Source organism: Nostoc flagelliforme FACHB-838 (assembly GCF_014698065.1).
Lineage (GTDB): Bacteria > Cyanobacteriota > Cyanobacteriia > Cyanobacteriales > Nostocaceae > Nostoc > Nostoc flagelliforme_B.
Map to the genome: position 1 here is coordinate 1 of NZ_JACJSI010000070.1, position 24166 is coordinate 24166.

At 39.8% G+C, this 24166-nt stretch carries 19 protein-coding genes; 11 read left to right on the forward strand and 8 right to left on the reverse strand.

What is annotated here, in order from left to right; genetic code table 11:
* Nucleotides 1-244: 244 nt before the first annotated feature.
* Complete coding sequence (locus H6G97_RS25560; RefSeq protein WP_190943415.1) at nucleotides 245-1213, reverse strand: glycosyltransferase family 2 protein; 969 nt, start codon at nucleotides 1211-1213, stop codon at nucleotides 245-247.
* Nucleotides 1214-1362: 149 nt separating this feature from the next.
* Nucleotides 1363-2703: a carboxyl-terminal processing protease CtpB gene (gene ctpB / locus H6G97_RS25565; protein WP_190943416.1), complete on the reverse strand. Its 1341-nt coding sequence runs from the start codon at nucleotides 2701-2703 to the stop codon at nucleotides 1363-1365.
* A gap of 308 nt (nucleotides 2704-3011) precedes the next feature.
* Between ctpB and H6G97_RS25570 the strand changes: the two genes are divergently transcribed.
* The 3 genes from H6G97_RS25570 (at nucleotide 3012) to H6G97_RS25580 (ending at nucleotide 4400) form a co-directional block, all read left to right on the forward strand.
* The gene (locus tag H6G97_RS25570) at nucleotides 3012-3710 is read left to right on the forward strand and encodes a YdcF family protein (protein WP_190943417.1); all 699 of its coding nucleotides are present in this window, start codon (nucleotides 3012-3014) and stop codon (nucleotides 3708-3710) included.
* Between the two features lie 77 nt (nucleotides 3711-3787).
* Nucleotides 3788-4081, forward strand: a complete 294-nt coding sequence (locus H6G97_RS25575; protein ID WP_190943418.1) for a type II toxin-antitoxin system RelE/ParE family toxin — start codon at nucleotides 3788-3790, stop codon at nucleotides 4079-4081.
* A 13-nt stretch (nucleotides 4082-4094) separates the two neighbouring features.
* Nucleotides 4095-4400 carry a HigA family addiction module antitoxin gene (locus H6G97_RS25580; RefSeq protein ID WP_190943419.1) on the forward strand — a complete coding sequence of 102 codons (306 nt, stop codon included), beginning with the start codon at nucleotides 4095-4097 and terminating at the stop codon, nucleotides 4398-4400.
* 46 nt (nucleotides 4401-4446) lie between these two features.
* On the opposite strand, the gene H6G97_RS25585 is transcribed toward H6G97_RS25580, so the two are convergent.
* On the reverse strand, nucleotides 4447-5649 hold the full coding sequence (locus tag H6G97_RS25585) for a 3-dehydroquinate synthase (protein WP_190943420.1): 1203 nt from the start codon (nucleotides 5647-5649) through the stop codon (nucleotides 4447-4449).
* Nucleotides 5650-6120: 471 nt separating this feature from the next.
* On the opposite strand from H6G97_RS25585, the gene H6G97_RS25590 reads away from it, so the two are divergent.
* The 8 genes from H6G97_RS25590 (at nucleotide 6121) to H6G97_RS25625 (ending at nucleotide 14175) form a co-directional block, all read left to right on the forward strand.
* Nucleotides 6121-7002 carry an EboA family metabolite traffic protein gene (locus tag H6G97_RS25590; RefSeq protein WP_190943421.1) on the forward strand — a complete coding sequence of 294 codons (882 nt, stop codon included), beginning with the start codon at nucleotides 6121-6123 and terminating at the stop codon, nucleotides 7000-7002.
* 154 nt (nucleotides 7003-7156) lie between these two features.
* Nucleotides 7157-8065, forward strand: coding sequence for a TatD family hydrolase (locus H6G97_RS25595; RefSeq protein ID WP_242055214.1), 909 nt, complete (start codon nucleotides 7157-7159; stop codon nucleotides 8063-8065).
* Nucleotides 8066-8215: 150 nt separating this feature from the next.
* On the forward strand, nucleotides 8216-9148 hold the full coding sequence (eboC, locus tag H6G97_RS25600) for a UbiA-like protein EboC (protein WP_338421845.1): 933 nt from the start codon (nucleotides 8216-8218) through the stop codon (nucleotides 9146-9148).
* Between the two features lie 124 nt (nucleotides 9149-9272).
* The gene (gene eboE, locus H6G97_RS25605) at nucleotides 9273-10490 is read left to right on the forward strand and encodes a metabolite traffic protein EboE (protein ID WP_190943422.1); all 1218 of its coding nucleotides are present in this window, start codon (nucleotides 9273-9275) and stop codon (nucleotides 10488-10490) included.
* Nucleotides 10491-10594: 104 nt separating this feature from the next.
* The gene (locus tag H6G97_RS25610; protein ID WP_190943423.1) at nucleotides 10595-11968 is read left to right on the forward strand and encodes an alkaline phosphatase family protein; all 1374 of its coding nucleotides are present in this window, start codon (nucleotides 10595-10597) and stop codon (nucleotides 11966-11968) included.
* A gap of 124 nt (nucleotides 11969-12092) precedes the next feature.
* On the forward strand, nucleotides 12093-12386 hold the full coding sequence (locus H6G97_RS25615; RefSeq protein WP_190943424.1) for a hypothetical protein: 294 nt from the start codon (nucleotides 12093-12095) through the stop codon (nucleotides 12384-12386).
* Nucleotides 12387-12508: 122 nt separating this feature from the next.
* Nucleotides 12509-12745 carry a hypothetical protein gene (locus tag H6G97_RS25620; RefSeq protein ID WP_190943425.1) on the forward strand — a complete coding sequence of 79 codons (237 nt, stop codon included), beginning with the start codon at nucleotides 12509-12511 and terminating at the stop codon, nucleotides 12743-12745.
* A gap of 47 nt (nucleotides 12746-12792) precedes the next feature.
* On the forward strand, nucleotides 12793-14175 hold the full coding sequence (locus H6G97_RS25625) for an aminopeptidase P family protein (RefSeq protein WP_190943426.1): 1383 nt from the start codon (nucleotides 12793-12795) through the stop codon (nucleotides 14173-14175).
* A 30-nt stretch (nucleotides 14176-14205) separates the two neighbouring features.
* Here the strand turns inward: H6G97_RS25625 and H6G97_RS25630 are convergent, their stop codons facing one another.
* The 5 genes from H6G97_RS25630 to H6G97_RS25650 all read right to left on the reverse strand — a co-directional run bounded on the left by H6G97_RS25630 (nucleotide 14206) and on the right by H6G97_RS25650 (nucleotide 24154).
* Nucleotides 14206-17790 carry a hybrid sensor histidine kinase/response regulator gene (locus H6G97_RS25630; RefSeq protein WP_190943427.1) on the reverse strand — a complete coding sequence of 1195 codons (3585 nt, stop codon included), beginning with the start codon at nucleotides 17788-17790 and terminating at the stop codon, nucleotides 14206-14208.
* 332 nt (nucleotides 17791-18122) lie between these two features.
* Nucleotides 18123-21431 carry a GAF domain-containing protein gene (locus H6G97_RS25635; protein WP_190943428.1) on the reverse strand — a complete coding sequence of 1103 codons (3309 nt, stop codon included), beginning with the start codon at nucleotides 21429-21431 and terminating at the stop codon, nucleotides 18123-18125.
* 117 nt (nucleotides 21432-21548) lie between these two features.
* Entirely contained in the window at nucleotides 21549-22022 is a 474-nt protein-coding gene (locus H6G97_RS25640; RefSeq protein ID WP_190943429.1) for a chemotaxis protein CheW, read from the reverse strand.
* Between the two features lie 123 nt (nucleotides 22023-22145).
* On the reverse strand, nucleotides 22146-22508 hold the full coding sequence (locus H6G97_RS25645) for a response regulator transcription factor (RefSeq protein WP_190943430.1): 363 nt from the start codon (nucleotides 22506-22508) through the stop codon (nucleotides 22146-22148).
* 446 nt (nucleotides 22509-22954) lie between these two features.
* Nucleotides 22955-24154, reverse strand: coding sequence for a response regulator (locus tag H6G97_RS25650; RefSeq protein ID WP_190943431.1), 1200 nt, complete (start codon nucleotides 24152-24154; stop codon nucleotides 22955-22957).
* Between the last annotated feature and the right edge of the window lie 12 nt (nucleotides 24155-24166).

A 24166-nucleotide genomic window follows, 5' to 3' on the forward strand; every position in this document is an offset into this window, starting at 1 on the left:
ACTAGGGCTAAGTTTCCGTCCAAGAAGCCAGTACATAAGGGGGCAGGAGTTAAATTGGAAACACTTACTTTTTCTGTAATCAATACTGCTTAGAGCTTAACCGAACCGTATTGGGAAGCCGCTTTGCGTCTATGCGGTTCGTTTTTTCAAAATTTTGCGTAAGTCCTGATCTATATACAAGGCGCAACTAACTGCTGCGGAAGGTTTATTAGATGTAGTGAGAGCGATCGCTTCAGAATTGGTATTACAGTCGCTCGATGATCTTGGCATTCTCTGGCAGCTTCGCATCTCTTTGCCCGGCAGAACGCGCCCTAGCTGTAAATAATCCAATAGGAGTATTTAATAAATCTACAAGGGTAGCTTGACCCGCGATTGCCTTTTTAATATCTCTTGGTAATTCTTTCAATAACCAACGTCCCAAACGATAGCCGTATTCTTTGGGTGTCATCTCTCGCATTAAATCTACACTGTGCAATTCATGTAAATAGCGATTTGAGCGTCCATAGCGCCGCCATTGGCTTTGTAGTTCTTGAAGTGTAGTGCGGTGACGGTGTTGAACGATCGCATTCGGGGCAAATTCCAACCGCCCAATGTTTTCCCCCAAAATCCGCCAGCAAATATCGGCATCGCCACCAGTGGTAAGATAGGGACGAAATAAACCCACTTTTTCTAAGGCAATGCGTCGAATCGCCAAATTAGCCGTTTGACCATAGGGACGAAAGGAATGCTTAAGGGTATGCTTTTGCGACAAAGTTTCTTGACGATCTGCGTGCTGTTCTAGCAGAGTTGTGCCTGGTAGTGCCAAAATTTCCCCAGCAACAATTACCACTTCTTTGTTGACAAAAGGTTTAATTAATGTATCTAACCATTGCGGTTGTGGGCGACAATCTGCATCGGTAAAAACAATAATTTCACCAGTAGCGGCGCGAATTCCAGTATTACGAGCAGCGTAAGAGCTTTGAATTTGGTTTTCGCTCAAGGGATAAATTGTAATTGGACAATTTTCAGCAGATGTTTTCAGGATGCTGAGAGTGTGATCGCTACTATTATTGTCCACCAACAAGTACTCTACCTGGTCTTTTGGATAAGTTTGAGACAATAGACAATTGATTAACTCTGGTAAATCTGTCTCACCGTTATAAATAGGAACAACCACCGACACCATTGGTAAAAATCTGGTGGCGGTGGTTGCATCAACTGGCTGATGATTCATAAATCTGAGATTTTGGAAATTGGGATTACTAACTATTATTCCCAAACCAAAATCCTGGAACGGTATATTAAGCAGTTTTCATAACTCCAAAAATCTGGATTTGGGAATACTACTATATAAACACCTGATAACAAATCATTTGCGTCAATCTAAAATTTCAGGTTATCGGCGTGGCTCATGGGTCGAGTGGGCTGATTTGCCGGCGGTTGGGCAAAGTTGTTATTTGATAGAATTGCGATCGCACGCGCATATTGTGGATCGCTCTTAGTTCCGATTAAATCGGGATTAGAAGCCAACTGCCGCTCTTGTGCCTCTGTCAAGTCTAACTTGATATCTGGGGCAATCCCTTTGTGGTTAATATCTGTTCCCGCCGGGGTGTAGTAATGGGCAATGGTGACAGCCAAGCCGGAACCATCTGCGAGTTCATGAACCGACTGCACTAAAGCTTTACCAAAGGTTTGACCACCTACGACTACCGCCCGCTTATTATCCTTGAGTGCCCCTGTGAGGATTTCGCTAGCACTAGCTGAACTACCATCGACTAAGACCGCCAAAGGACGATTTGTCAAAGCAGTACGATTGGCTTTAGTTTCCTCTGTGCCACCCACACGGTTTACTGTCTTGACAATTCCGCCATCATTGTACCACATCCGAGCAATTTCAATGCTTGCCTGCAACAAACCGCCAGGATTTCCCCGCAAATCCAAAACATAAGAATCAACTTTTTTAGTATTCAAATCGCGGATGGCTCGTTGCATTTGTTCTGCGGCGTGGGCGCTAAATTCTCGCAAACGGATATAGCCAACGCGGCGATTCCCTTCTTGCTTGAGGGTATAGCGTACCGTTGGCACTTCAATATTTGCCCTTGTCAGCTTCAAATCAAAGGCATTTTTTCCTGCCCGTCCCAGCTTTAGCCTAATGGGAGTACCCGCCTTACCACGGATTAACTTAGAAGCATCATCCACTTTCATTTTGAGAGTGGGTTTGCCATCAATGGCCAAAATTTCGTCGCCTGCTTTGATCCCAGCTTTCAGCGCCGGAGAATTTTCTATGGCTTCGATAACAGTGAGGCGCTGAGTTTTTTCGTTCACTTCCATCCGAATGCCAATGCCAGAAACTTCCCCAGATGTTTGGCTAGTCAGGGCTTCAAACTGTTGGGGATCCATGAACCGAGTGTAAGGATCTCCCAACTTTTGTAAAGCTTCGCGGATGGCAGTGTATGCTTCTTCCCGAGAAGAGTAATTTTTGCTCAAGAGGCTTTGCCTGGTTGCTTGCCAATCTTGTTGATTAAACTTGCCATCAACATATTCATGATTCACCAGTTGCCATACTTGGTCAACTATCGTTTTTGGGCTGTCTTGTAGGGCTAGAGTAGCCCAAACACTACGAGTCCAAGCAGAGCCGAATACGGACATAGTAGCAGTCGTGGCGATCGCTCCACCAATCAAGGCTACTTGGAGCGGCGAGTAACTTTTCGCAGATTGGTTCATGTATATTAGTTGGAATAATTGTGTTGTTGACAGTTTAGCAATCAGGCTTTCCAGAAAATTTTAAGTTTTTATACCCCAAACTAAGTTATGCTCTCTTCATCATTTTTATCATTTAATGATGCCGAAAATGCTGCATTATTAACAACCATTTCTCAGTTTGTTAGCCTTCTCCGGAAGGCTATACTGTTCATGTGACACTTTGATTAGCGTCATGTTTGCATTCTAGATTACTTTTATAAGATAGCACTTTGTTCACTCAATTGCAGCACTGTTATACAGCCATTAAATCAGCTTTTATTACCTAAGTCATGAAACGCAAATTTACCATCAAATCATTAATTTCTATTAAAAAAAAATCTTCTAATCTGTGGCAATCGTTACAAAAACTAACGGTTGGATTGTTCGTTGTCCTGGGTGTTTGGCTGATTTTTACTACTATAACCTTAGTTTTTGCTTCTTCACAGCCAGTAGATGGCTTCTTTGTACTTGGTGGCAGTATTCGTCGAGAAACTCATGTTGCCCAACAAGCAAAACAATACCCACAAACCCCAATTTTAATTTCTCATGGTTCCCCAGATCCCTGTATTTGGTTAATTTTTCAGGCGGAATTAGCAAGTTTACAAAACGTTTGGTTAGAAAACTGCGCGAATTCTACCTTTGAAAATTTTTATTATGGTATTCCAATTTTGCGACGTTGGGGAGTGCATAAAGTCATGTTGATTACCTCGCCCAGTCATTTACCCAGAGCTTTATGGATGGCACGGATTCTTTTGGGCGCTCATGGTATTTGGGTAGAGACAGAGATTGTTCAGGAGTTGGGTGTTCCTGGTAATCAGGAATCTTGGCCCAAAACTGGATTAGATGTAACACGCAGCTTATTTTGGGCGATTTTAAGTCAAATTATTCAACCGCAATGCTCAAATGTGACAAAACTTACTGATGTGGATATGCAAGCTTGGGAGCATCGAGGTTTTCATTGTGAACACCAAGGAGGGCTGAGGAGATAAGGGAAATGAGGATTTATCAGAGGACTATAATGCTACTCAGTTTTTGGTAGCATGATAACCGTGTCATCATGCTAATTATGATAGTATCATTTAAGGATCAAGGAACCGAAGATATTTTTGATGGCAATGACTCAAAGGAAGCTCGAAAGCAATGCCCTATATACTGTTGGGAAGTTGCACAGAGAAAATTAGATCAAATCAATGCAGCGTTATCTCTAGATGACATTAAGGTTCCCCCGGGTAACAGGTTAGAAGTACTAAAAGGTGCTCGTAAAGGTCAGCATAGCATTCGCATAAATGACCAATATCGAATTTGCTTTATATGGACACTCCAGGGTGCATCAGAGGTTGAAATCGTCGATTACCATTAGGAGGTAACAACAGATGAGAGTTCCAAAGTATAGACCTCCATCACATCCAGGTGAAATATTATTTAAAGATTTTCTAGACCCAATGGGAATAACCCAAAGAGAACTTGCAGATGCACTTCACGTTCCTTATCAGCGAATAAATGAGCTTGTAAATCAAAAGCGAGGTATTACACCTAGTACGGCAATAAGGTTATCAAAATTTTTTGGAAATAGTTCAGAGTTTTGGTTAAACCTCCAACAGAATTGGGAACTTTACCACGTTCTTAAGGAAGAAGAAGAAGAACTAAAAAGTATTTTGCAATTTAGAACCACAAAGTAGCGATCGCCTGGAAAATTAAGCAATATATTTGTATAGAAAAGGAGAATTAATGCAAAAGTTGCCAATCTTGCAGCATTAAAATAGCATCTTTATACAAAGACAAATCCACTTGGTTAACTTCTATTCCCTCTCCGATTCCTTGTAGAAGAGTGATTGTCAATTTTCCTCCCAAGTGTTCACGGAACTCGGTAAGCCCCCTAAATATACAATGTGGATGGTCTAGTTGATCTAATTGTTCTGTTAATGCCGATACATACAAGCTAAAGCCTAATTTGTTGAGTGTACTTAGAACCCTTTGCCATTCTGATTGCAACAGTTGCCCTGTTAAATATGAATAGGTGGTATCTAAAGCAATGCCGATCGCTACAGCTTCACCATGACGTAAACTGTAATTAGTTAAATGCTCTAGTTTGTGAGCAGCCCAGTGTCCAAAATCCAAAGGACGCGATGAACCCATTTCAAAAGGGTCGCCGCCACGAGCAATATGCTCTAAGTGCAACTGCGAACAGCGATAGATCAGCCTTTCCATTATGCCCATATCTCGATTAGCCAATTTATCGGCATTAGTCATAATGAAATCGAAGAAATCTGCATCTTTAATCAGCGCTACTTTCACCGCTTCTGCAATACCCGATCGCCAATCTCGATCATCAAGGCTAGTGAGAAAATCAAAATCATTCAAGACCGCATAAGGTGGCATGAATGTACCCAAAAAGTTTTTCTTTCCGAAGGCATTGATTCCGTTCTTTACCCCTACACCCGAATCATTTTGCCCTAATACTGTTGTCGGTACTCGTAGCAGGCGAATTCCTCGGTGCGCCGTTGTTGCTGCGTATCCTGCCATATCTAAGACGGCTCCACCTCCAATTGCTAAGACGTAGGAGTGACGGCACAATCCAGCTATATTAATCTGCTGATGAATTTGTTCTATAAATCTCGAATCGTTCTTGACTGCTTCTCCACCCGGAACTACTATTGGCTCACCGCTAAATGTTAGTACATCTTCATAACGCTGGGTATAAGCTGATAATTTTTTTAGTAACCCATCCTGATACTGTAAAAATCCTCCATCTACCACTACTAGCACTTGCTTTGGTGTTGTCTCTCCATCTGCGGCAATTATTTGTGCAAGTAATGGATTATCTAACTGAAATAGACCTCTAGTAAAGTGAACATCATAATTGAAGGTTACGCGGACACATTGGTTAATTGGTTGCAGATTAAGAGCGGTTTTTTGTTGAATAGCCATTTGATTATTGTTATTTAAGTGATTGCAAATAAATAGATTGCTGCAATTATAATTTACAGCAAAATAAACATAATAAAACCATTTATCATTTCAATATTAAAATGATTCATTAGTCAAATCTAGCTAATAAAGCAATCAGAGATTTAACGCGGATTCACCTATAGGATCAAGTTAAAAGCAACATTGATTTACCACTTTTATTGATGCTTAAACTTTATATCTTGAGGTTGGTAATGGATATTATTACATAAAGATTCTAAAATTTTTCCGTAGGATAATTGTAGAATTTACCTAACCAAAATGGTATCTTTACAATATCTTATTGAAAGTCAGGAGATTTCTATAGATTCAGTGAAGTTATGATCTAAGTAGTATATTATCTAACTGCTTCAAACCCAAAGTATCAAGTTTAGTGGTAGATTTTATACTTGGTTGTCACAAAGAAGTTGGGCAACTTCTCCTGAATTTATCATGAGTAAAGTAAACAAGTTATTGCATCACTGGCTGTTAAAGTCTGTTTCAGACAAAGCTTTTGCTTGGCTGGAACAGAAGCAGACACAGATTGCTAGCGGCGCTCCTGAACGAGTGTTTTTTACAGCTTTTAGTGCTGTGCCGCGTTATCTAGGTAAAGAGGATTTACAACTGACATTTCAAGACTTGGAAGCAGCACAGGATGTGATTCCTGGCTGGTATCCTGGTCATTGGAGTGTCGATCAAGCAGGTCGTACACTCTTGCTTTTAGCTTTGCCCCACGATGATGCTGAGGGTTATGTGCGATCGCTCGATCAAGTCTTCTCCACTGCCGATATGGGGGAGTTAGTTGCCCTTTATCAAAGTTTGCCGTTATTACCACATCCAGAGTTACATCGTCATCGTACTGCTGAGGGAATTCGCAGCAATATGAGTAATGTATTCCAAGCCATAGCATTACGTAACCCTTATCCAGCGAATTATTTAGATAATGCTGCTTGGAATCAGATGGTGCTGAAGGCTGTGTTTGTCGGCAGTCCATTGCATCTAATTTGGGGTTTAGATCGACGTGCTAACCCAGAATTGGCGAGGATGTTGGCAGACTATGCCCATGAACGCTGGGCAGCGAAACGTTCAGTTACGCCAGAACTTTGGCGACCTGTAGGGCGGTTTGCCGATGGTACAATCATCACAGATTTGGAAAAAGTACTGGCTGATGGGGATATAGACGAGCAAAAAGCAGCAGCGTTAGCTTGTGCTGAATCACCTTTACCCCAAGCGCAAGAATTACTTTCCCGTTACCCAGATTTACAGTCATCCATTCAACAAGGTAATCTGACTTGGAGCAGTTTTAGCCGCGATGCCTGCGGCGATCTGCGCTAACGTTTTTTTGTTTACAAATAAAAGGGAGTGGGGATAAGGGAGAAATCAATTCCAAATTAAAGTACTTCTACCTCCTGCCGACGCTCGCGGACTCGCTAACGCTGCGCTATCCTGCCTCCTGCCTCCTCTTTCCCAATGCCCAATCATTAAAACCATGATGTTTATAGATCCTCACATTCACATGTGTTCCCGTACTACTTACGATTACCTAGTAATGCGGGAATATGGTATTGTCGCCGTCATTGAACCAGCCTTTTGGTTAGGACAACCCCGAACCAATGCTGGCTCATTTAAAGACTACTTCAGTAGTCTTGTGGGCTGGGAACGGTTTCGTGCTAATCAGTTTGGCATCCAACACTACTGTACAATCGGCCTAAATCCAAAAGAAGCTAACAATGAGGCGCTAGCAACTGAAGTAATGGAACTCCTACCACTTTATGCCTGTAAAGAGGGAGTTGTTGCCATTGGCGAAATTGGCTATGACGATATGACAGAAGCAGAAGATAAGTACTTTTGTCAACAGTTAGCATTAGCCAAAGAACTCGATATGTTAGTATTAATTCATACTCCCCACCGCAATAAAAAGATGGGTGCTAGTCGGAGTATGGATCGCTGCATTGAATATGGCTTAGATCCCTCACAAGTAGTTATTGATCACAACAACGAAGAAACCGTTGAAGAAGTATTAGGACGCGGTTTTTGGGCAGCTTTTACAATTTACCCACAGACGAAAATGGGTAACGCCAGGATGGTAGAAGTTGTCCGCAAATATGGAAGCGATCGCATCATTGTAGATAGTAGCGCTGATTGGGGTATTAGCGATCCTTTAGCAGTGCCCAAAACGGCTCAGTTGATGTTAGATAGGGGCATTTCTGAAGAACATGTCCGAGCAGTTTGTTATGAAAATGCCTTAGCTGCTTACAGTCAAACTGGGCAGATGCAAGCATCAGATTGGCTCAATCCTCAATCTGTTGATCAACGTCAGTTGTTTAATGGCAATTCTGTGTTGCGCGGACAAGAACCAGGAATCAAATCAGTTTCAGATTATGTGTTGATTGAATAGAAAATTGGGGAGAGACGCGATTAATCGCGTCTGTACTGAACTTGCCGTGAGCGTAGCCAAACGGGTGTGAGGAATAAAAATTGCATAAATATCTGGTTCATTTTAATATGCGGTTTATTTTGAGAAATTACTAGATACGGAGGCAGATAAGTGAATGTTGCAAGCTTAAATTTTCAAAGCTGGCGGGGTTATCTAGAACTGATGCGTCCTGCTAATATTGTTACTGCTTGGGCGGATATTCTTGTTGGTTTTGCTGCTTCTGGCTCTGGGATTATTTTTACCAAATTAATCAATGAAGAAGCAAGTTTTACCATCCTAATTCCATTAGCTTGGTTGTTATTAGCTACAACTGGTTTATACGGTGGCGGCATAGTTTTTAACGATGTTTTTGATGCGGAATTAGATGCCAAAGAACGACCAAATAGAGCAATCCCTAGTGGTCGCGTGTCTATTCAAAATGCTACTTTATTGGGGAGTATACTATTTGCGATCGGGATTATAGCTGCTTTTCAAGTATCGTTGGTGAGTGGTGCGATCGCTATATTTATCACTCTTTCATCCCTATTATATGACTCACTCGCCAAACATCATCCTTTTTTCGGCCCTTTAAATATGGGTTTGTGTCGTGGCAGTAACTTATTATTAGGCGTAAGTGCTGTACCCACAATAATAGAAGAACGTTGGTATTTAGCACTGATTCCTGTTCTTTACATTGCTGCTATTACCGCAATTAGTCAGGGTGAAGTTCACGGAGGTAAGAAGATTACGGGAGTACTAGCACTACTGCTAATTGCAATAGTTTTGACGGCTGTTTTAGCTTTAGAACTATTAGAAGAGTATACAGCGATCGCAGCATTACCATTTGCTGTTTTATTAGCTATTAGAGTTTTGCCTAATTTTATCAAAGCGGCGCGTGAACCAGTAGCCAATAATATCCGAAATGCTGTAAAAATAGGTGTGTTATCTCTAATAGTTTTAGATGCAACAGTTGCATCTGGTTTTGCTGGTTTGTATTACGGTTTATTCGTTTTAATTTTGCTACCATTTTCGATGAAGTTAGCAAAAGTATTTGCCGTTACTTAAATTTGAATGTATATACCCAGTAATACCATGAATCGTTTGTATGGGCGCATAGATGTGCGCCCATAACAATGAGTATTTAGCAGGTATTTTTGAAATAGTATCAGCCAAAGGATAAAGCTAGAAAATGAAAATTACAAAAAGCAATAATCACTTAACTTATTGCAGCAATATTCATCCTGGTGAAAGCTGGCCAGAGGTTTTCACCAATTTAGAAAAATATGTTCTCAGTTTAAAATCACGTTTATCACCAACAGCACCTTTTGGTATTGGTTTAAGATTAGCAGATGCAGCTGCCAAAGAACTGTTACAAAATAATAACTTGGCTCAATTCCAAGCGTGGCTGACTCAAGAAAATTTATACGTTTTCACCTTAAATGGATTCCCTTATGGCGGATTCCATCGACAGGTAGTAAAAGACCAAGTTTATGCACCAGATTGGTCTACACAAGAACGGGTAAACTATACATTAAACTTGGCACAAATTTTAGCTACTCTGTTACCAGAAGGACTCGACGGCGGAATTTCTACACTACCATTATCCTACAAACCTTGGTGGAAAAAAGACCAAACAGCTTTCGAGGCAGTTATTAAAAATAGTTGTTTGAACATAGCATCAGTTGTTGTAGAAATGATTCGTATTTACGAAGAAACAGGAAAGGTATTACATATTGATTTAGAACCTGAACCTGATGGATTAATTGAAAATACCTCAGAAGTAATTGACTTCTATCAAAATTGGTTATTACCAATTGGCGGTGATTATTTATCAAAAAAATTAAATATTGAGCATAGTTTAGCAGAAACTAAATTGCTAGAACACGTTCGTATTTGTTATGACACCTGTCATTTCTCAGTAGAATATGAGGAACCACAATCTGTATTTGCGCGTTTGCAATCGGCAGGAATTAAAATTGGTAAGATTCAAATCAGTGCCGCGATTAAAGTAAAAATTCCTGTAGATATTGAGAAGCGTAGTTTGATAGTTGAACGGTTACGTCCATTTGCTGAATCTACTTATCTTCACCAGGTAATAGAACGTCGTACTGATGGCACACTTCATCACTATCCTGATTTAATAACTGCATTACCACATTTAGAGCAATCTTTAGCTGAAGAATGGCGTACTCACTTCCATGTGCCAATTTTTATTCATGATTATCAAATTTTGCAATCAACTCAAGATGACATTGTTACTGTTTTGCATTTACTTCAGACAAACAATGCTTGCTCACATTTAGAAATTGAGACTTATACTTGGGATGTATTGCCATCAGAAATGAAAATAGATTTACTTACTTCTATTCAGCGTGAGTATGAATGGGTATTAAAAATAATTTCCTAAGATGCCCCCAGATATGAACTGGGTTTTCTGGTTTAATCTGTAGAGATGTGTTAATTGGCATTTCTACATTATTTTTCAAATTGGTATAAGAAAGGATTAAGTTTATGCAAAAAACGGTTGTTCTAAATATTGTCGGATTAACGCCCAGCTTACTAGGAGAAAACACGCCGTCTTTATCTTCTTGGGTTAGTAAAGGGCAAGTAGTTCCCATTGCACCAGTGTTACCGGCTGTAACTTGTTCGGTTCAGGCTACTTATTTAACAGGAAAATGGCCTGATGAACATGGAATTGTCGCTAATGGTTGGTATTTCCGCGATGAGTGTGAAGTAAAGTTCTGGCGACAATCTAATAAACTAGTACAAGCTCCCAAAGTTTGGGATATAGCTAAATCTATTGATCCAAACTTCACTTGTGCCAACCTTTTTTGGTGGTATAATATGTACTCTTCAGTAAATTATGCCATTACGCCGCGCCCGATGTATCCCGCAGATGGCAGAAAATTACCTGATATTTATACCCATCCTAGTGATGTGCGATCGCAAATTCAATCTGATTTAGGAAACTTCCCTTTATTCGATTTTTGGGGGCCGAAAACTTCCATTAGTTCTAGTCAATGGATTGCTAATTCCGCAAAATGGATTGAAGAACGTTATAGCCCGACATTATCACTAGTTTATCTACCACATTTAGATTACTGTCTGCAAAAATTTGGCAACAATCAAACACAGATTCAAGCAGATTTGCGAGAAATTGATGCTGTTTGTGGTGATCTAATTGAATATTATCAAGCACGTAATACTCAGGTAATTATTCTTTCTGAGTATGGCATTACTCCAGTCTCCAAAGCGGTAGATTTGAACCGCTTATTCCGGGAAAATGGTTTAATTGCTGTGCGGGAAGAATTGGGACGAGAACTGCTCGATTTTGGTGCTAGTATTGCCTTTGCCGTTGCCGATCACCAAATTGCTCATGTATATGTGAACGATCCGGCGTACATCCCGAAAGTGCGATCGCTTTTAGAAGCGACTGAAGGGGTGGCACAGGTATTGGATGAAGAAGGTAAGCAAACCTACCACCTTGCTCATCCTAGATCGGGAGAATTAGTTGCGATCGCCGAATCTGATGCTTGGTTTACCTATTATTATTGGCTTGATGACGCGAAAGCTCCTGATTTTGCTAGAACTGTAGATATCCACCGCAAACCTGGTTACGATCCTGTAGAACTTTTCCTTGATCCGCAGATTACATTTCCTCAAGGAAAAATTGCTCTCAAGTTACTTAAGAAACAACTGGGTTTTCGTTACCTTATGGATGTTATTCCTCTGGATGCTTCTCTAGTACGTGGCTCTCATGGTAGCGTTACCACTTCTTTTGCCGAAGGGCCACTGTTTATCACTCATCAAACTCACCTAGTTGATGAAAATCGAATTGAGGCAACAGATGTTTGCTCGTTGATTCTCAAACATTTAAATACCTGAAATGAAAATAGTAAAGATGCGATATATCGCGTCTCTACATCCTAAAACACATTTATTGGTAGAAGCGCACAGCTCTCATTGGTGTCAACTTAACGTCAAAGCCAGTCTAGAACCAGCTTTTTGATTGTCTCGTTCCCAGTCTCCGACTGTGAATGCCGTTCTTGGGGCTGCCGCCTCTCTTTCTGGCGGCAGAGCCGCTAGGAGCAGCATTTCCAGCCAGAAACTGGAAAAGGGTTTTAGCACCAATGACAGATGTGCGCCCTTACAGCCGATTCATTATGTTGCACAGATTTTTGAAAATGGTATAACTCATCTGGCGATCGCTATACATTCAAATAAGAACCGCCATATACAGTACCTTATAAATCAATACGGTTCAGTTAAGGCTAAAACTCTTTATCAAAGTCAAATTTTTTAACGAACCGCAGAGGCACAGAGGGAACAGAGAGAAGAAAAAAATGCTTAACTGAACCCTATTGCCTTATAAATTAGTAATACAATCTCCAAAAACTAGGGACTATGTTAGAGCAAAACGGAAACATGAGGATAAAAATCTTCAAAAGCATCTTTGCTGTTGTCAATTTAGCGCTAATCTCTGGAGGATTAATTAGTTGTGCTGTTGAGGCACCGCAGCCACTTGCTCCAACTGAGCAACAAAAACCAGTTGTACAACCTAACGAACAGCCTAACCAGGAAGACAGAGACGACGACGACAAACAGGATAATCGCAAGGATGATCAAGACGATGACGATGACGATAAAGACAATAACGACTAAATAAAGGCAAAACCATTACCTTTATCTTCTTCTTTGAGTTTCTATTTATGTTTATTCAACAAACCTCTACTTCCCTCGCTGATACTTTACGCCTCCGACGGCAACAACTAGCCAATCTGATTGATTTTCCAGCAATTCTGTGGTCAGGTAGCAATAGTTCGCGTAATTTTCCCGCAAATCCTTTTCCCTTTCGTGCTAGCAGTCATTTCCTCTATTTTGCTGGACTACCCTTATCACAGGCGGCAATTCATTTAGAAGCGGGGAAGCTAGAACTATTCATGGACGATCCTTCACCCGGTAGCGCCCTTTGGCATGGAGAAATGCCAACGTGCGAGGAAATAGCCGAAAAAATTGGGGCGGATGCTGCTCGACCAATGGCAGAATTAGAGTCTTGGCTACAAGATGCCGCTACACTTGCTGTACAAGATGCTGCTACTTGGACACAGCAATCGCAGCTATTAAATAGATGGGTTTTGCCACAAAGCCCTCCCCAAGGAATTGACTTAGAGTTAGCTAAAGCGATCGTTTCTCTCCGCCTCACTCATGATGAAGCTGCATTAACCCAGTTGCGAAAAGCTGCGGCAGTCACCGTAGAAGCCCACAAAGCTGGTATGGCGGCAACGCCCCAAGCCAAGCTAGAAGCAGAAGTTCGTGCAGCGATGGAAGGGGTAATTATTGCCCACAATATGACCACCTCTTACAACAGTATTGTCACCGTTCACGGTGAAGTTTTGCATAATGAGCAGTATCACCATCCCCTACAAGCAGGCGATTTACTGCTTGCTGATGTTGGCGCTGAAACTGAGACGGGTTGGGCAGGTGATGTTACTCGTACATGGCCAGTTTCTGGCAAATTTTCATCTACCCAGAGAGATATTTATAATGTTGTGCTGGCAGCTCATGATGCTTGCATTGCCAAAATACAACCTAGTGTAGAGTACGGAGATATTCATCTGCTAGCTGCTATGGTCATAGCTGAAGGTTTAGTAGAGTTAGATATTTTACAAGGAAATCCCCAAGATTTAGTAGAGATGGATGCCCACGCGCTATTTTTCCCTCACGGTATCGGTCATCTACTGGGTTTAGATGTCCATGATATGGAAGATTTGGGCGATTTAGCAGGGTATGAAGAAGGACGCCAAAGGAGCGATCGCTTTGGCTTAGGCTACCTGCGTTTAAATCGTCCCCTACGTCCAGGAATGTTAGTCACAATTGAGCCTGGTTTTTATCAAGTACCAGCAATTTTAAATGATACTAATATCCGTTCCAAGTATCAGAATGTCGTAAATTGGCAGCGTTTATCTGAATTTGCTGATGTACGCGGAATCCGTATTGAAGATGATGTTTTAGTTACCGCAGTAGGCAGCGAAGTTTTAACAGGTGCGTTGCCGAATGATGCCGATACTATAGAAAATCTAGTCAATGTCTGAGTAGGGGCGCAAGGACTTGCGCCCCTACTGCTAAATTAACTCTTTAATTGTAGAAATAAATTCATGTTCTAAAAAAGGCTTGGTCAAGTAAGCTTTTGCACCCAACTCTTTGGCAAGCTGGCGATGTTTGTCAGCACTGCGAGAAGTGAGAATCACTACAGGTACATTTCCTAAATTAGGGTGTTGACGGAAATTGCTCAACAACTCAAAACCATTCATTCGTGGCATCTCTAAATCAGAGACGACAACTTGAATTTCAGGATGTAACTCCAACTTTTCTAAAGCTTCTACACCATTTTGAGCTTGTATTACTTGATAGCCAGATTTTTGCAAAGTTAGAGAGAGAGTTTGCCGCAGACTAATTGCATCATCTACTACTAAAACAACTTTTGGTGTTTTATTATCTGGCTCTTGAGAATAACTGGGTAGGGTTTCTGTAGTTGTTGTGGAAGTCGATGCAGCAAGTAATAGTGTAGATGGAAAATTCTGTCCTGATATCGGCAAAGCTTTTTTATCTGAGGAAGAAGCTGAAGCTACTGGTAGCGCTCTGATATCAACTGTTGTTTGTTGAATCTCGTTAGATTTTACTAGCAAGGAAGCATCAATTATTAAGATGAGATTACCATTAGCTAAACTACTACAACCGTAAATGTATTTTGGCGGTGCGATCGCATTTCCTAAAGGTCTAATTACTAGTTCTTGTTCACCAATTATTTGGTCAACTTCTAAAGCGACTTTTCCTTGATTTCGTCGTAGCAAAATCACCGGATTTCTCGCTACACTTGAGTCATGGGTATTTAATCTGTTGTATGCAGTAGAACTATTAAAAAATGAATCATTATAATCAATCAACTTTGAAAGCTGATGCAGGCTGACCATAGTCTCATCATTCTCTATATTCCAATGCAAGACTTTTTTGCCCTCAATTTCTTTAATTTGTTGTTCAGAGGGTATTAAGATTTTTTCGATACTGTCCAAAAGCAGACCATAAACAACACCTTTGGCTTGAACTAGCATTAACTTTTCTGTAGTCATAGAAAAAGGAATTTTGAGTATAAATATTGTTCCTTGATTGGGTAAGGATTGAACCGAAATTGAGCCGTTAAGTGCGTGCATCTGAGTACGCACAATATCTAAACCCATACCGCGCCCAGAAATTTCACTCACTTTACCAGCAGTAGAAAATCCAGGCAAAAATATCAAATCTAAAAGTTCAGATTCAGCTAGATTAGAAGCATAGTTTCTAGCTTTTTCTTCAGTTTGTGTGGGATAAAGTTCAGCAGCTTTTCTGCGAATTCTGTCTAAATTCAATCCTTGGCCATCATCCCGAACTTCGATAACAGTTTGGCTACCTTGATGATAAGCGCAGATTTCGATTAAACCTTGTTCTGGTTTACCAAGCTCTCGGCGAACTTGCGGAGCTTCAATACCGTGGTCAAAAGCATTACGCACTAAGTGTAACAAGGGATCGTAGAGCTTTTCTGCGATCGCTTTATCTACCAGTACTTCACTACCAGTAAGTTTCAATTCTACAAGTTTGGCATGAACATTCCCCAACTTATTTACCATGTGGGGAAAGCGATTCAGGATATTGCCCAAAGGCGACATACGTGCTTCGACTAAGCTATCTATAATATTAAGAGTTAAATTCTCTTGTTTATCGCTAATTTGAGTAGCTTGTGTCAGAAGCAAGTCAAGAGACTCTGTGGTTTCTTGGAGTTGCAGTGTCTCTTCTATGGCTTCATGCAATGTCATCTGAAACTCTGTATATACATCCATTTCCAACAAGTCAAAATTCACTGCAAAACTTTGCGTTTCTTGTGAGTTAATGTTTTGTATTTGTAATGGTAAATCACGTAACTCATTTAAAGTTGTTTGGTGTCTAGTGAGTTGCTGTATTAATTGCTCAATTATTTCTTTGACTTGTTCATCTTGCAAACTACGCCGTTTTTGGTAAATCAGCAATTCTCCAGCTAGATAATTTAAGTGTTGCAGTCTTTCTGTATCTACCCGAATAAATGAAGGTTGGCGGAAATTTTTAGTTTGAACATACTGTGATTGATCCTCTATTTCTTTATTGATTTGTGTAGTTATATCAGACAAGACTTCAATAGCTGTTTCAGGAACATCTACAACTACCTGCTTACTAACAGCTAATGAATCAAGCTTTCCTGAAAAATCATCAGTTTGTGTAGTCACAACTTCAACAGCAATTTGGTTAGCTTCTTCTCCCCATATCGATTCTAGTAAGTTATCATTTACTTGAGAAAATGCAGATTGAGATATCTCTTTAATAACTAACAGTGTTTGTAACTTGGGATTATCAATCCAATTTTTCTCTTGGCTAGTAACAGGAGGATAATTTTTATATTCTTTAGCTAATTTATGAATTTGGTTTTGTAATATTTTAATTCCTGATAAATAACTGTCAGATGGGTTAAGAGAATATTGGAATTTTGCAACTGCAAATAAGATAATTAAGATAATCCCACGTCGATAAATACAAAGACTTTGGCTATCTTCTTCATCTTGAACAAAATCAAGAAAACTTTTCAGCCAGTTTTCGATATAATTAAGCAGGATTTTCCTTTCTAAGGCGGGAACCAGTAAATTTAAATTTAATTCTGACTCTGGTATTTGCATTTGGTGATTAAACCAGCCAAAAATGTAGCGAATGACTTTTAAATAAAACTTGGCAGTTGTAGGCTTAACCGATTCATTTTTATTGTTATCAGATGTAGTGAGGAACTGGTAAAACTGTTCTTCATTGATAAAAAATGTAGCAACAGATGAATTATTTTGTAATTCTTCAGATAATTCATTATTTGCCACTGTTGTCAGTTTTCGTAACTCTGGAGAAACCTCTCCGCCAGATGTGCGATCGCCTTTTAATACTAATTGTTGTGCTTGTCGTAAATCTGCAAAGGCAATTTCTGCAATTTGCCGTACTTGGGTAGGATTTGCTTGCAATGCCAACATAATGGTTTGAGCAATTTCTCCTAATCCAGGTAGATTTAAAGATTCTGCCAAGCCAAAAAATACCTCGCCTTGAGAGTGTAAAAACTCAATCAATTCGGCATCAGTTGGTGGATTATTAACAGCGTCGGCAATACTATTTAAACGTTGCTCTACTCCCGTTTCAAAAACGGACTGCACAATATCAAATCCCAATTCTTCAGAAGAGGGAATATGAGATTCAGCACCAAATGCATCACCCAAGTTTTCTTGCAACTGTGCGAACACTGAAGTTGCCCGATGCATCAATTCTTGATCGTTAACAGTACTGCCTATTAGCTCGGTATTTAATGCTATACTCAGACACTCATAAGCTTGTAACAAAAGTGTTTGTAATTCAGCATCAACTACCACTTTTGGATTATATAGAGCCTTAAATACATCTTCTAGAAAATGGGCTATCATCTTAATTACTTCTAGCCCAACATTAGCAGCACCACCTTTAAGTGTATGAGTAGCCCGCATTAAGTTGTGAACTTTAGCAATGCTATAATCTTCCGACAAGCTAAATAGTTCTTGCTCAATAATTTGGACTAGTTCTGGAGCTTCAGCCAGAAAGTAGATGTACCCTTGTTCGCGGATTTCGTTATCTGTAATCATAACTAAGGAGTGGGGAGTTGAGAGTTAAGAGTTGGGAGTTAGAAGTTGGAAATGGGGAGTTGGAAGTTAGGAGTTGGAAGTTGGGAAAAAAGTTAAAACCTTTCAATTTCGTTAATGATTCCAAAATGACGGTTTTGTCTAAACTCGTTCATAACCTGATGCAGCTGTCGACAAATCTATAAAGTCATTCCGTAAAGTTCCTCTTTCGGAAATGTAATCGTTAGCTGATAACAAGCTTCAGCTAACGATTGCCTTCTTGCCTAACTCTTAAATCTTGCTCAGATCAAATTTTAGAAACTGTCATTTTTCACTCCCCACTCCCTGTTTTCTACTTATTTGACTTTAAACTTACTAGCAGTTGTTAATAGCTCTTGCGCCATTCCTGATAAATCTTGGAACACAGTTGCAATTTCTTGAGATTCAGCAAAAGTTTTATTGGCAATTCCGGCTACATCTTGCATTGATTTAGTTACTGTTACAGATTGCGCCATTTGTTTTTGAGTCGCTGCGGTAATTCGCTCGATTAGCTGACTAATTTCGGCAGTTGCAGAAACGATCGCATTTAAGTTTTGCCGAGTATCACTGACAAGATTTGTACCTTCTACTACTTGCTGAATGCCAGTTTCCATCGCTACTGCAACTTCTCCGGTTTCTGCTTGAATCTCTTGGACTAATTTTTCAATTTCGATGGTTGCTGCTGCTGACTGGCGAGATAAAGAACGGACTTCATCAGCTACAACCGCAAAACCTTTGCCATATTCACCGGCACGAGTGGCTTCAATGGCTGCATTTAGAGCCAGTACGTTTGTCTGTGTAGCAAAATTACCAATCAAATTCACCACTTTGGAGATTTTTTGTGAGGATTCGCTGAGGCGTTTAATTTTTTTGCTGGTTTGAGCAACAGTTTCACGAATCCCTTGGATTGCTTTTACTGTTAGGTTCATCGCAGTATCGCCAGACTCTACAGTTTGATTGGCTTTTTGCACTGCTAGTTGCACTAATTCAGCATTCGCCACCACAGCTTGAGTAGAGTCCACCATCTGTTGAATGTCACCTAAAGCTGCGGTAATTTCCTCAGATTGTTGTTGTGCCAGATTGGTCAATCCGGCTAGTGAAGCGTCGCTATTGCTAGAAGTTTGGGCAACTTGTTGAGCAGCTCCCTGTACCTGAATAACGATTTGCCGCAGCGCTTGCAGGGTATTATTGTAAGCATCGGCGATCGTGCCTAGCTCGTCTTCTGTAATCGGTGCGCGTACTGTTAAATCGCCGTTGAGAGCGGGTCTAAGAGCTTTTAAGAGTTGAATAGATCGTTGTTGTAGTAACTCCTTAGCTGCTTTTTCTCGTGCTGCTGCTTCTGCTAATTTTGCTGACTGCGCTTGTACTTGTTGCAAATATTCGGTGTGTTGTAATGCCAGTCCTAACTGGCTGCCAATGCGTGCTAACAAAGTGACTTCCGAATCTTCCCAATCACGAGTTCCCGAATTTTGATAAGCTGCTAGCAATCCCCACAATTGTTCCCCAGCAAATACAGGAACGATTACATAAGCTTTGACTTCAAATTGCTCTAAAATTTCAATGTGGCAAGGAGAATGACCTACCTGATAGATGTTATTGACGACAAAGTTTTCTCCTTGGGCATATCGACCTCCCTGAGTTTCTTGTAAGTGGGTATCTTCCCAGACAGTTTTGATATCAGGGCCTACCAGTTTTACCCAAAGATGACCTGCGGACTCTGCGACAAATTCGCCGCTCCAGTTAGGGTTAAAGCGATACACGGCGACGCGATCGCATCGTAGTAATTGCCTTAGTTCTTGAGTAGTTGTTTTGAAGATTTCTTCTACATCTAAAGATTGGCGGATGCGGTTACTGATCTTGGTGACAGCTTTCTCTTGTTCTGCTATCTGAGCTAGTTTCTCAGATTTCACCCGCACTAATTCCAAATAATCTATCTGTGATTTAGCTAGGCTAAATTGCAAGCTAGTTTGAACTAAAAAGTTCACTTCCCAGGTTTGCCATTCACGGCGGCGAGAATTTTGATAAGCTGCCAGTAACCCCCACAATTTATCCCCGAAGAATATCGGAACAATGATGTAAGCTTTGGCTTCAAACTGCTCTAAAATCTCAATATGGCAGGGAGCTAACCCGACTTCATAAATGTCATTAACGACAAAGTTTTCACCTTTAACATATCTACCTCCCTTAGTTTCTTGTAAGTAGGTATCGTCCAAAACGGTTTTAATATCAGGGCCTACCAGTTTTGTCCAACCAGTACCCACAGACTCAGCCACAAATTCGCCACCCCAGTCAGAGTCAAAGCGATAGACAGCGACGCGATCGCATTGCAGTGATTGACGCACTTCTTGAGTGGTTGTTTTGAAGACGCTTTCTACATCTGAAGATTGTCGGATGCGGTTGACTATCTTAGTGAAAACTTTCTCTTGTTCAACTATTTGAGCTAGTTGGTCAGATTTAGTTTGCACTTGTTCTAGATATTCTCCTTGTGAAATAGCCACACCAAATTGCAGCCCAATTTGAGTTACAAAGCTTTCTTCCCAAGGTTGCCAATTACGAGGGCCAGAATTTTGGTAAGCTGCCAGCAAACCCCATAATTTTTCTCCAGCAAATATCGGTGCAATGATGTAAGCCTTCATTTCATACTGCTCTAAAACCTCAATGTGACATTGAGCATGGCCCATTTGATAAATGTCATTGACTACAAAGCTTTCACCCTTGGCATAACGTCCTCCTTGAGTTTCTTGTAAGTGGGTATCTTCCCAGACCATGTAAAAGTCAGGGCCAACCATTTTTATCCAGCCATTACCCACTGACTCAGCGACAAACTCGCCACTCCAGTCAGGTTTGAAACGATAAACACCAACGCGATCGCATTTTAGTAATTGGCGTACTTCTTGAGTGGTTGTTTGAAAAAGCTTCTCGACATTTGATACTCGCAGAATTTTATCGATGACTTTAGCTACCGATTTTTTTGCAAGTATCCGTTGTTGCTGTTCTTTTTGGAATTCAAAGCTCTGCAACTTGTAAGTCAGTTCTGTTGTAATTTGAGATAGTAAACTAATTTCTACTTCTTGCCACTGCCGCGTTGAGGAGCAATTATTGACTGCTAGTAAGCCCCACACTTTACCTTCGACTACAATCGGTAAACTCAAACTAGCTTTAATTTGAAATTTATCTAGCAGTTGCTTTTGATAAGGGCTAAGTTGAATCTGATTGATATCGTCAATAATTACAGGTTCTGTATAGTCTTGATTGGTATATAAACCAAAAATAATTCCAGGAATATTTTCGCCCAAAGTCGGAGTCCAACCTAGTGTTCTAGATTCTGATAAAACATTACCTGATTCTCTGGAAGTGAAGTGATAAATTAAAGCGCGATCACAGCCAATTTTTTCTCTAATTTGCGCTACGGTAATTTTGAGTAGTGTATCCCGGTTTGGTGCTTGGCGCATGTGAGTTGCTATGTCTTGTAACTGTCGCCGCCAAGTTTTAAATTCCTGAGTGATCGCATTTAATAAAGATATTTCGCTACTAGCAATATTCGCTATATTTGGATTACCATTTTGCTTTTCTAATTCAGATATTAGATTATCAGTTTCATGGCTATTGTTATACAAAAATGTCATTTGATTAACCTCAAATTTTGTGATGAATAATAGTGGCAAGCAATAATGATCTGGTATTTGTTTATGAAATATTAATAACTTTCAAAACCCGATACCTAATCATCCATTACTAAATGTTCAATTATGAGTCCCCCAGATGGGAGCTTGGATAATAGTTATGGCATCCAAATTAAAAATCATATCCTCCGAATCATTAATAAAGTATCCCTGTAAAAAAGGTGATATTTTCGGATAAAATAATTCAGTAGTTGCGGGTTTCATTTGGTTAGTATCGAGCCATTCAATATCTAGAAGCTGTCGCACTAATAATCCCAAATACTTACCCTTGTTTTCCAGAACAATCGCCATCATTTTTGAAAGCAAATTTGTCCCTTGCGAAATTGGGGGATAACCTAACATTGCGTCTAAATCTACTAGCCACAACATCTCACCGCGCCAATTATAAATACCTAAGACGCTACTGGGCATTTGAGGAACGCCACATATTTCTGGTAATGATACTTGCAAAACTTCTGTGATGTTCTGCAACGAAATAACGGCTGTATCACTTGCTCCCAAATTAAAACTTAAAAACTTTTCCTTGGTTTCCAAAGTTATTCATCCTTTGTCCTTGATTTTTTATCTTTAGCCACTATTTGCAGTTATTGTTTGCTATTTCAGAGTTTTTATATTAAAAATAGTGACTTGAGCGATTGTTGATTTATGACATATTTACTAATTAAGCAATCGCTTTAAAATTACCACTAGTTCGTCTCGATCAATTGGTTTTGATAGATAACCATCAGCGCCCAACATATTACCCCAAATTTTATCTACATCACTATTTTTTGTAGAACAAAAAACCACAGGTATATTACTAGTGTCGGGATTATTTTTCAGTTCTCGGCAAATTTCAAAGCCACTTTTTCCTGGCAAAATTACGTCAAGGAATATTAGGTCTGGCTTATTTTGATCTATTTTGTCTTGAGCCTCTTCACTGCTTGTGGCGCTAATCACAGAACAACCTGCCTGTTGCAAGTAACGGCTGATTATCTCCATATCTGTTAAGCCATCTTCAACAACTAAAACAGTATTCATGGCAACTACTCGTTAACTTTTTCTCAAAATGTAAACAAATTAGACATATACGCCCTAAATGATTCGTCACCAAAGACATGACATGGAAGGGACTAGAGACTAGCCCTAACCCCTTTGCCCTAACCAATATTTCACAAATCAAATAGGACTGCTATAAATACAAAAATTTGTATTTGTCTAATTTTGGTTTAATCTTTATATATCAACCTCAGAAAAAGTACGTAAACAATATAAATTAATATGTATTTAAATCTAGAAGAGTTTCGTAACCAAATTTTTGATTTAAAGCTCAAATCTGACAAATGCTTGAGAGCAAAAAAAATTAAACATGAGAACAAATTTAAAATCCAAAGTTGTTATACCCCAATAATTTAACTTTTACTGAGGTAGAAAATTCTATAAATTTTGGGGAAGAATTCAGAATCAAAAATTGCCTCTAATTCTCCCTAATTACAAACCTCTAAATTAGATTTACTTTTATCAGTGGATACAGTCGATGTCGGTAAATACTTACGTATTATACTCATTACCTTATCAGCCACTACAGGTTTAGTAAGAAAATCTGTAGAACCAACTACTTTGGCACGAACTCTGTCTAAAAGACCATCACTGCCTGTTAATATAATTATTGGTGTGTTGGAAAAGGTAGATATTCGTCGCAACTGAGTACAAATTTCGTAACCACTGGCAACTGGCATAATCAAATCCAAAAAAATCAAGTCTGGTTTATCCTGAATTAGAGTTGGTAGAGCTTGTACAGCATCTTGAATTTTGACAAACCTCAATCCATTGGCAGTGATAATATCCTCTAGCATTTTACATACTTGAGGACTATCGTCGACACAAGCCACTAGTGGAGCAATCCGCTTCTTTGCTTGTGTGGTGGTATTATTGTTGACTTCAGTAACTCCTAAAGGCAAGTCAGGTACTTCTATCAATTCAATGATTCCTTTAAGGATATAAGGAAGCAACGAACGAGTGAGTGGCAGTACATTCTGCTTCATTTTCATGGCTAAATCTCGCAGAGTGAATTTGCCATTGATTAAATTCACAAAGTTTTTGTAAACAGATGGACTTACCATCTGCTCAAGTTGCTCTGGTCGCCGGAGAACTGGTGCCAAATCAGGAGAAAAATTTGCTAAACCAGCTTCTGACCAAATTTTCCACGAGTCTTGCATGTGCTTTACAGACATTTCTGCACTTGTGAAGCTCATTGGGGTTTCTAAAACAACTTCTTGACTACGATTACAACTTATAGAAGCAAAGTTTCCTTGTAAAGCTAGGTCAAATAAGAGTTCTGCTATTGTATTTTCTGCAATAGATTGAATCTGTTCTCTCTGGATTTTCTGTTTTTTATAAAATATTTCTATCAGCTTATAGTCCCAGTAATCGATTGATAGGTCTTGCAAACGTAATTGCAACTTATCAACATCGATTTGAGGACAATTTTGAGCTATATGTCTACGCCAGCGCCGGAAGGGATGAGTCCCTCCTGTTGCCCAAACTATCCGTCCCAGCCGATAGTAAAAAGTCCATTGACTCCCCTTTGAACTCTTAATATTTAATTTGCCATTGTATTGCAACTGAGTACAAGTTTTAAATTCATTCATTAGGTTATTTGAAACTACCAGTTCTGAGTGGTTCATCTTTTATTCCTT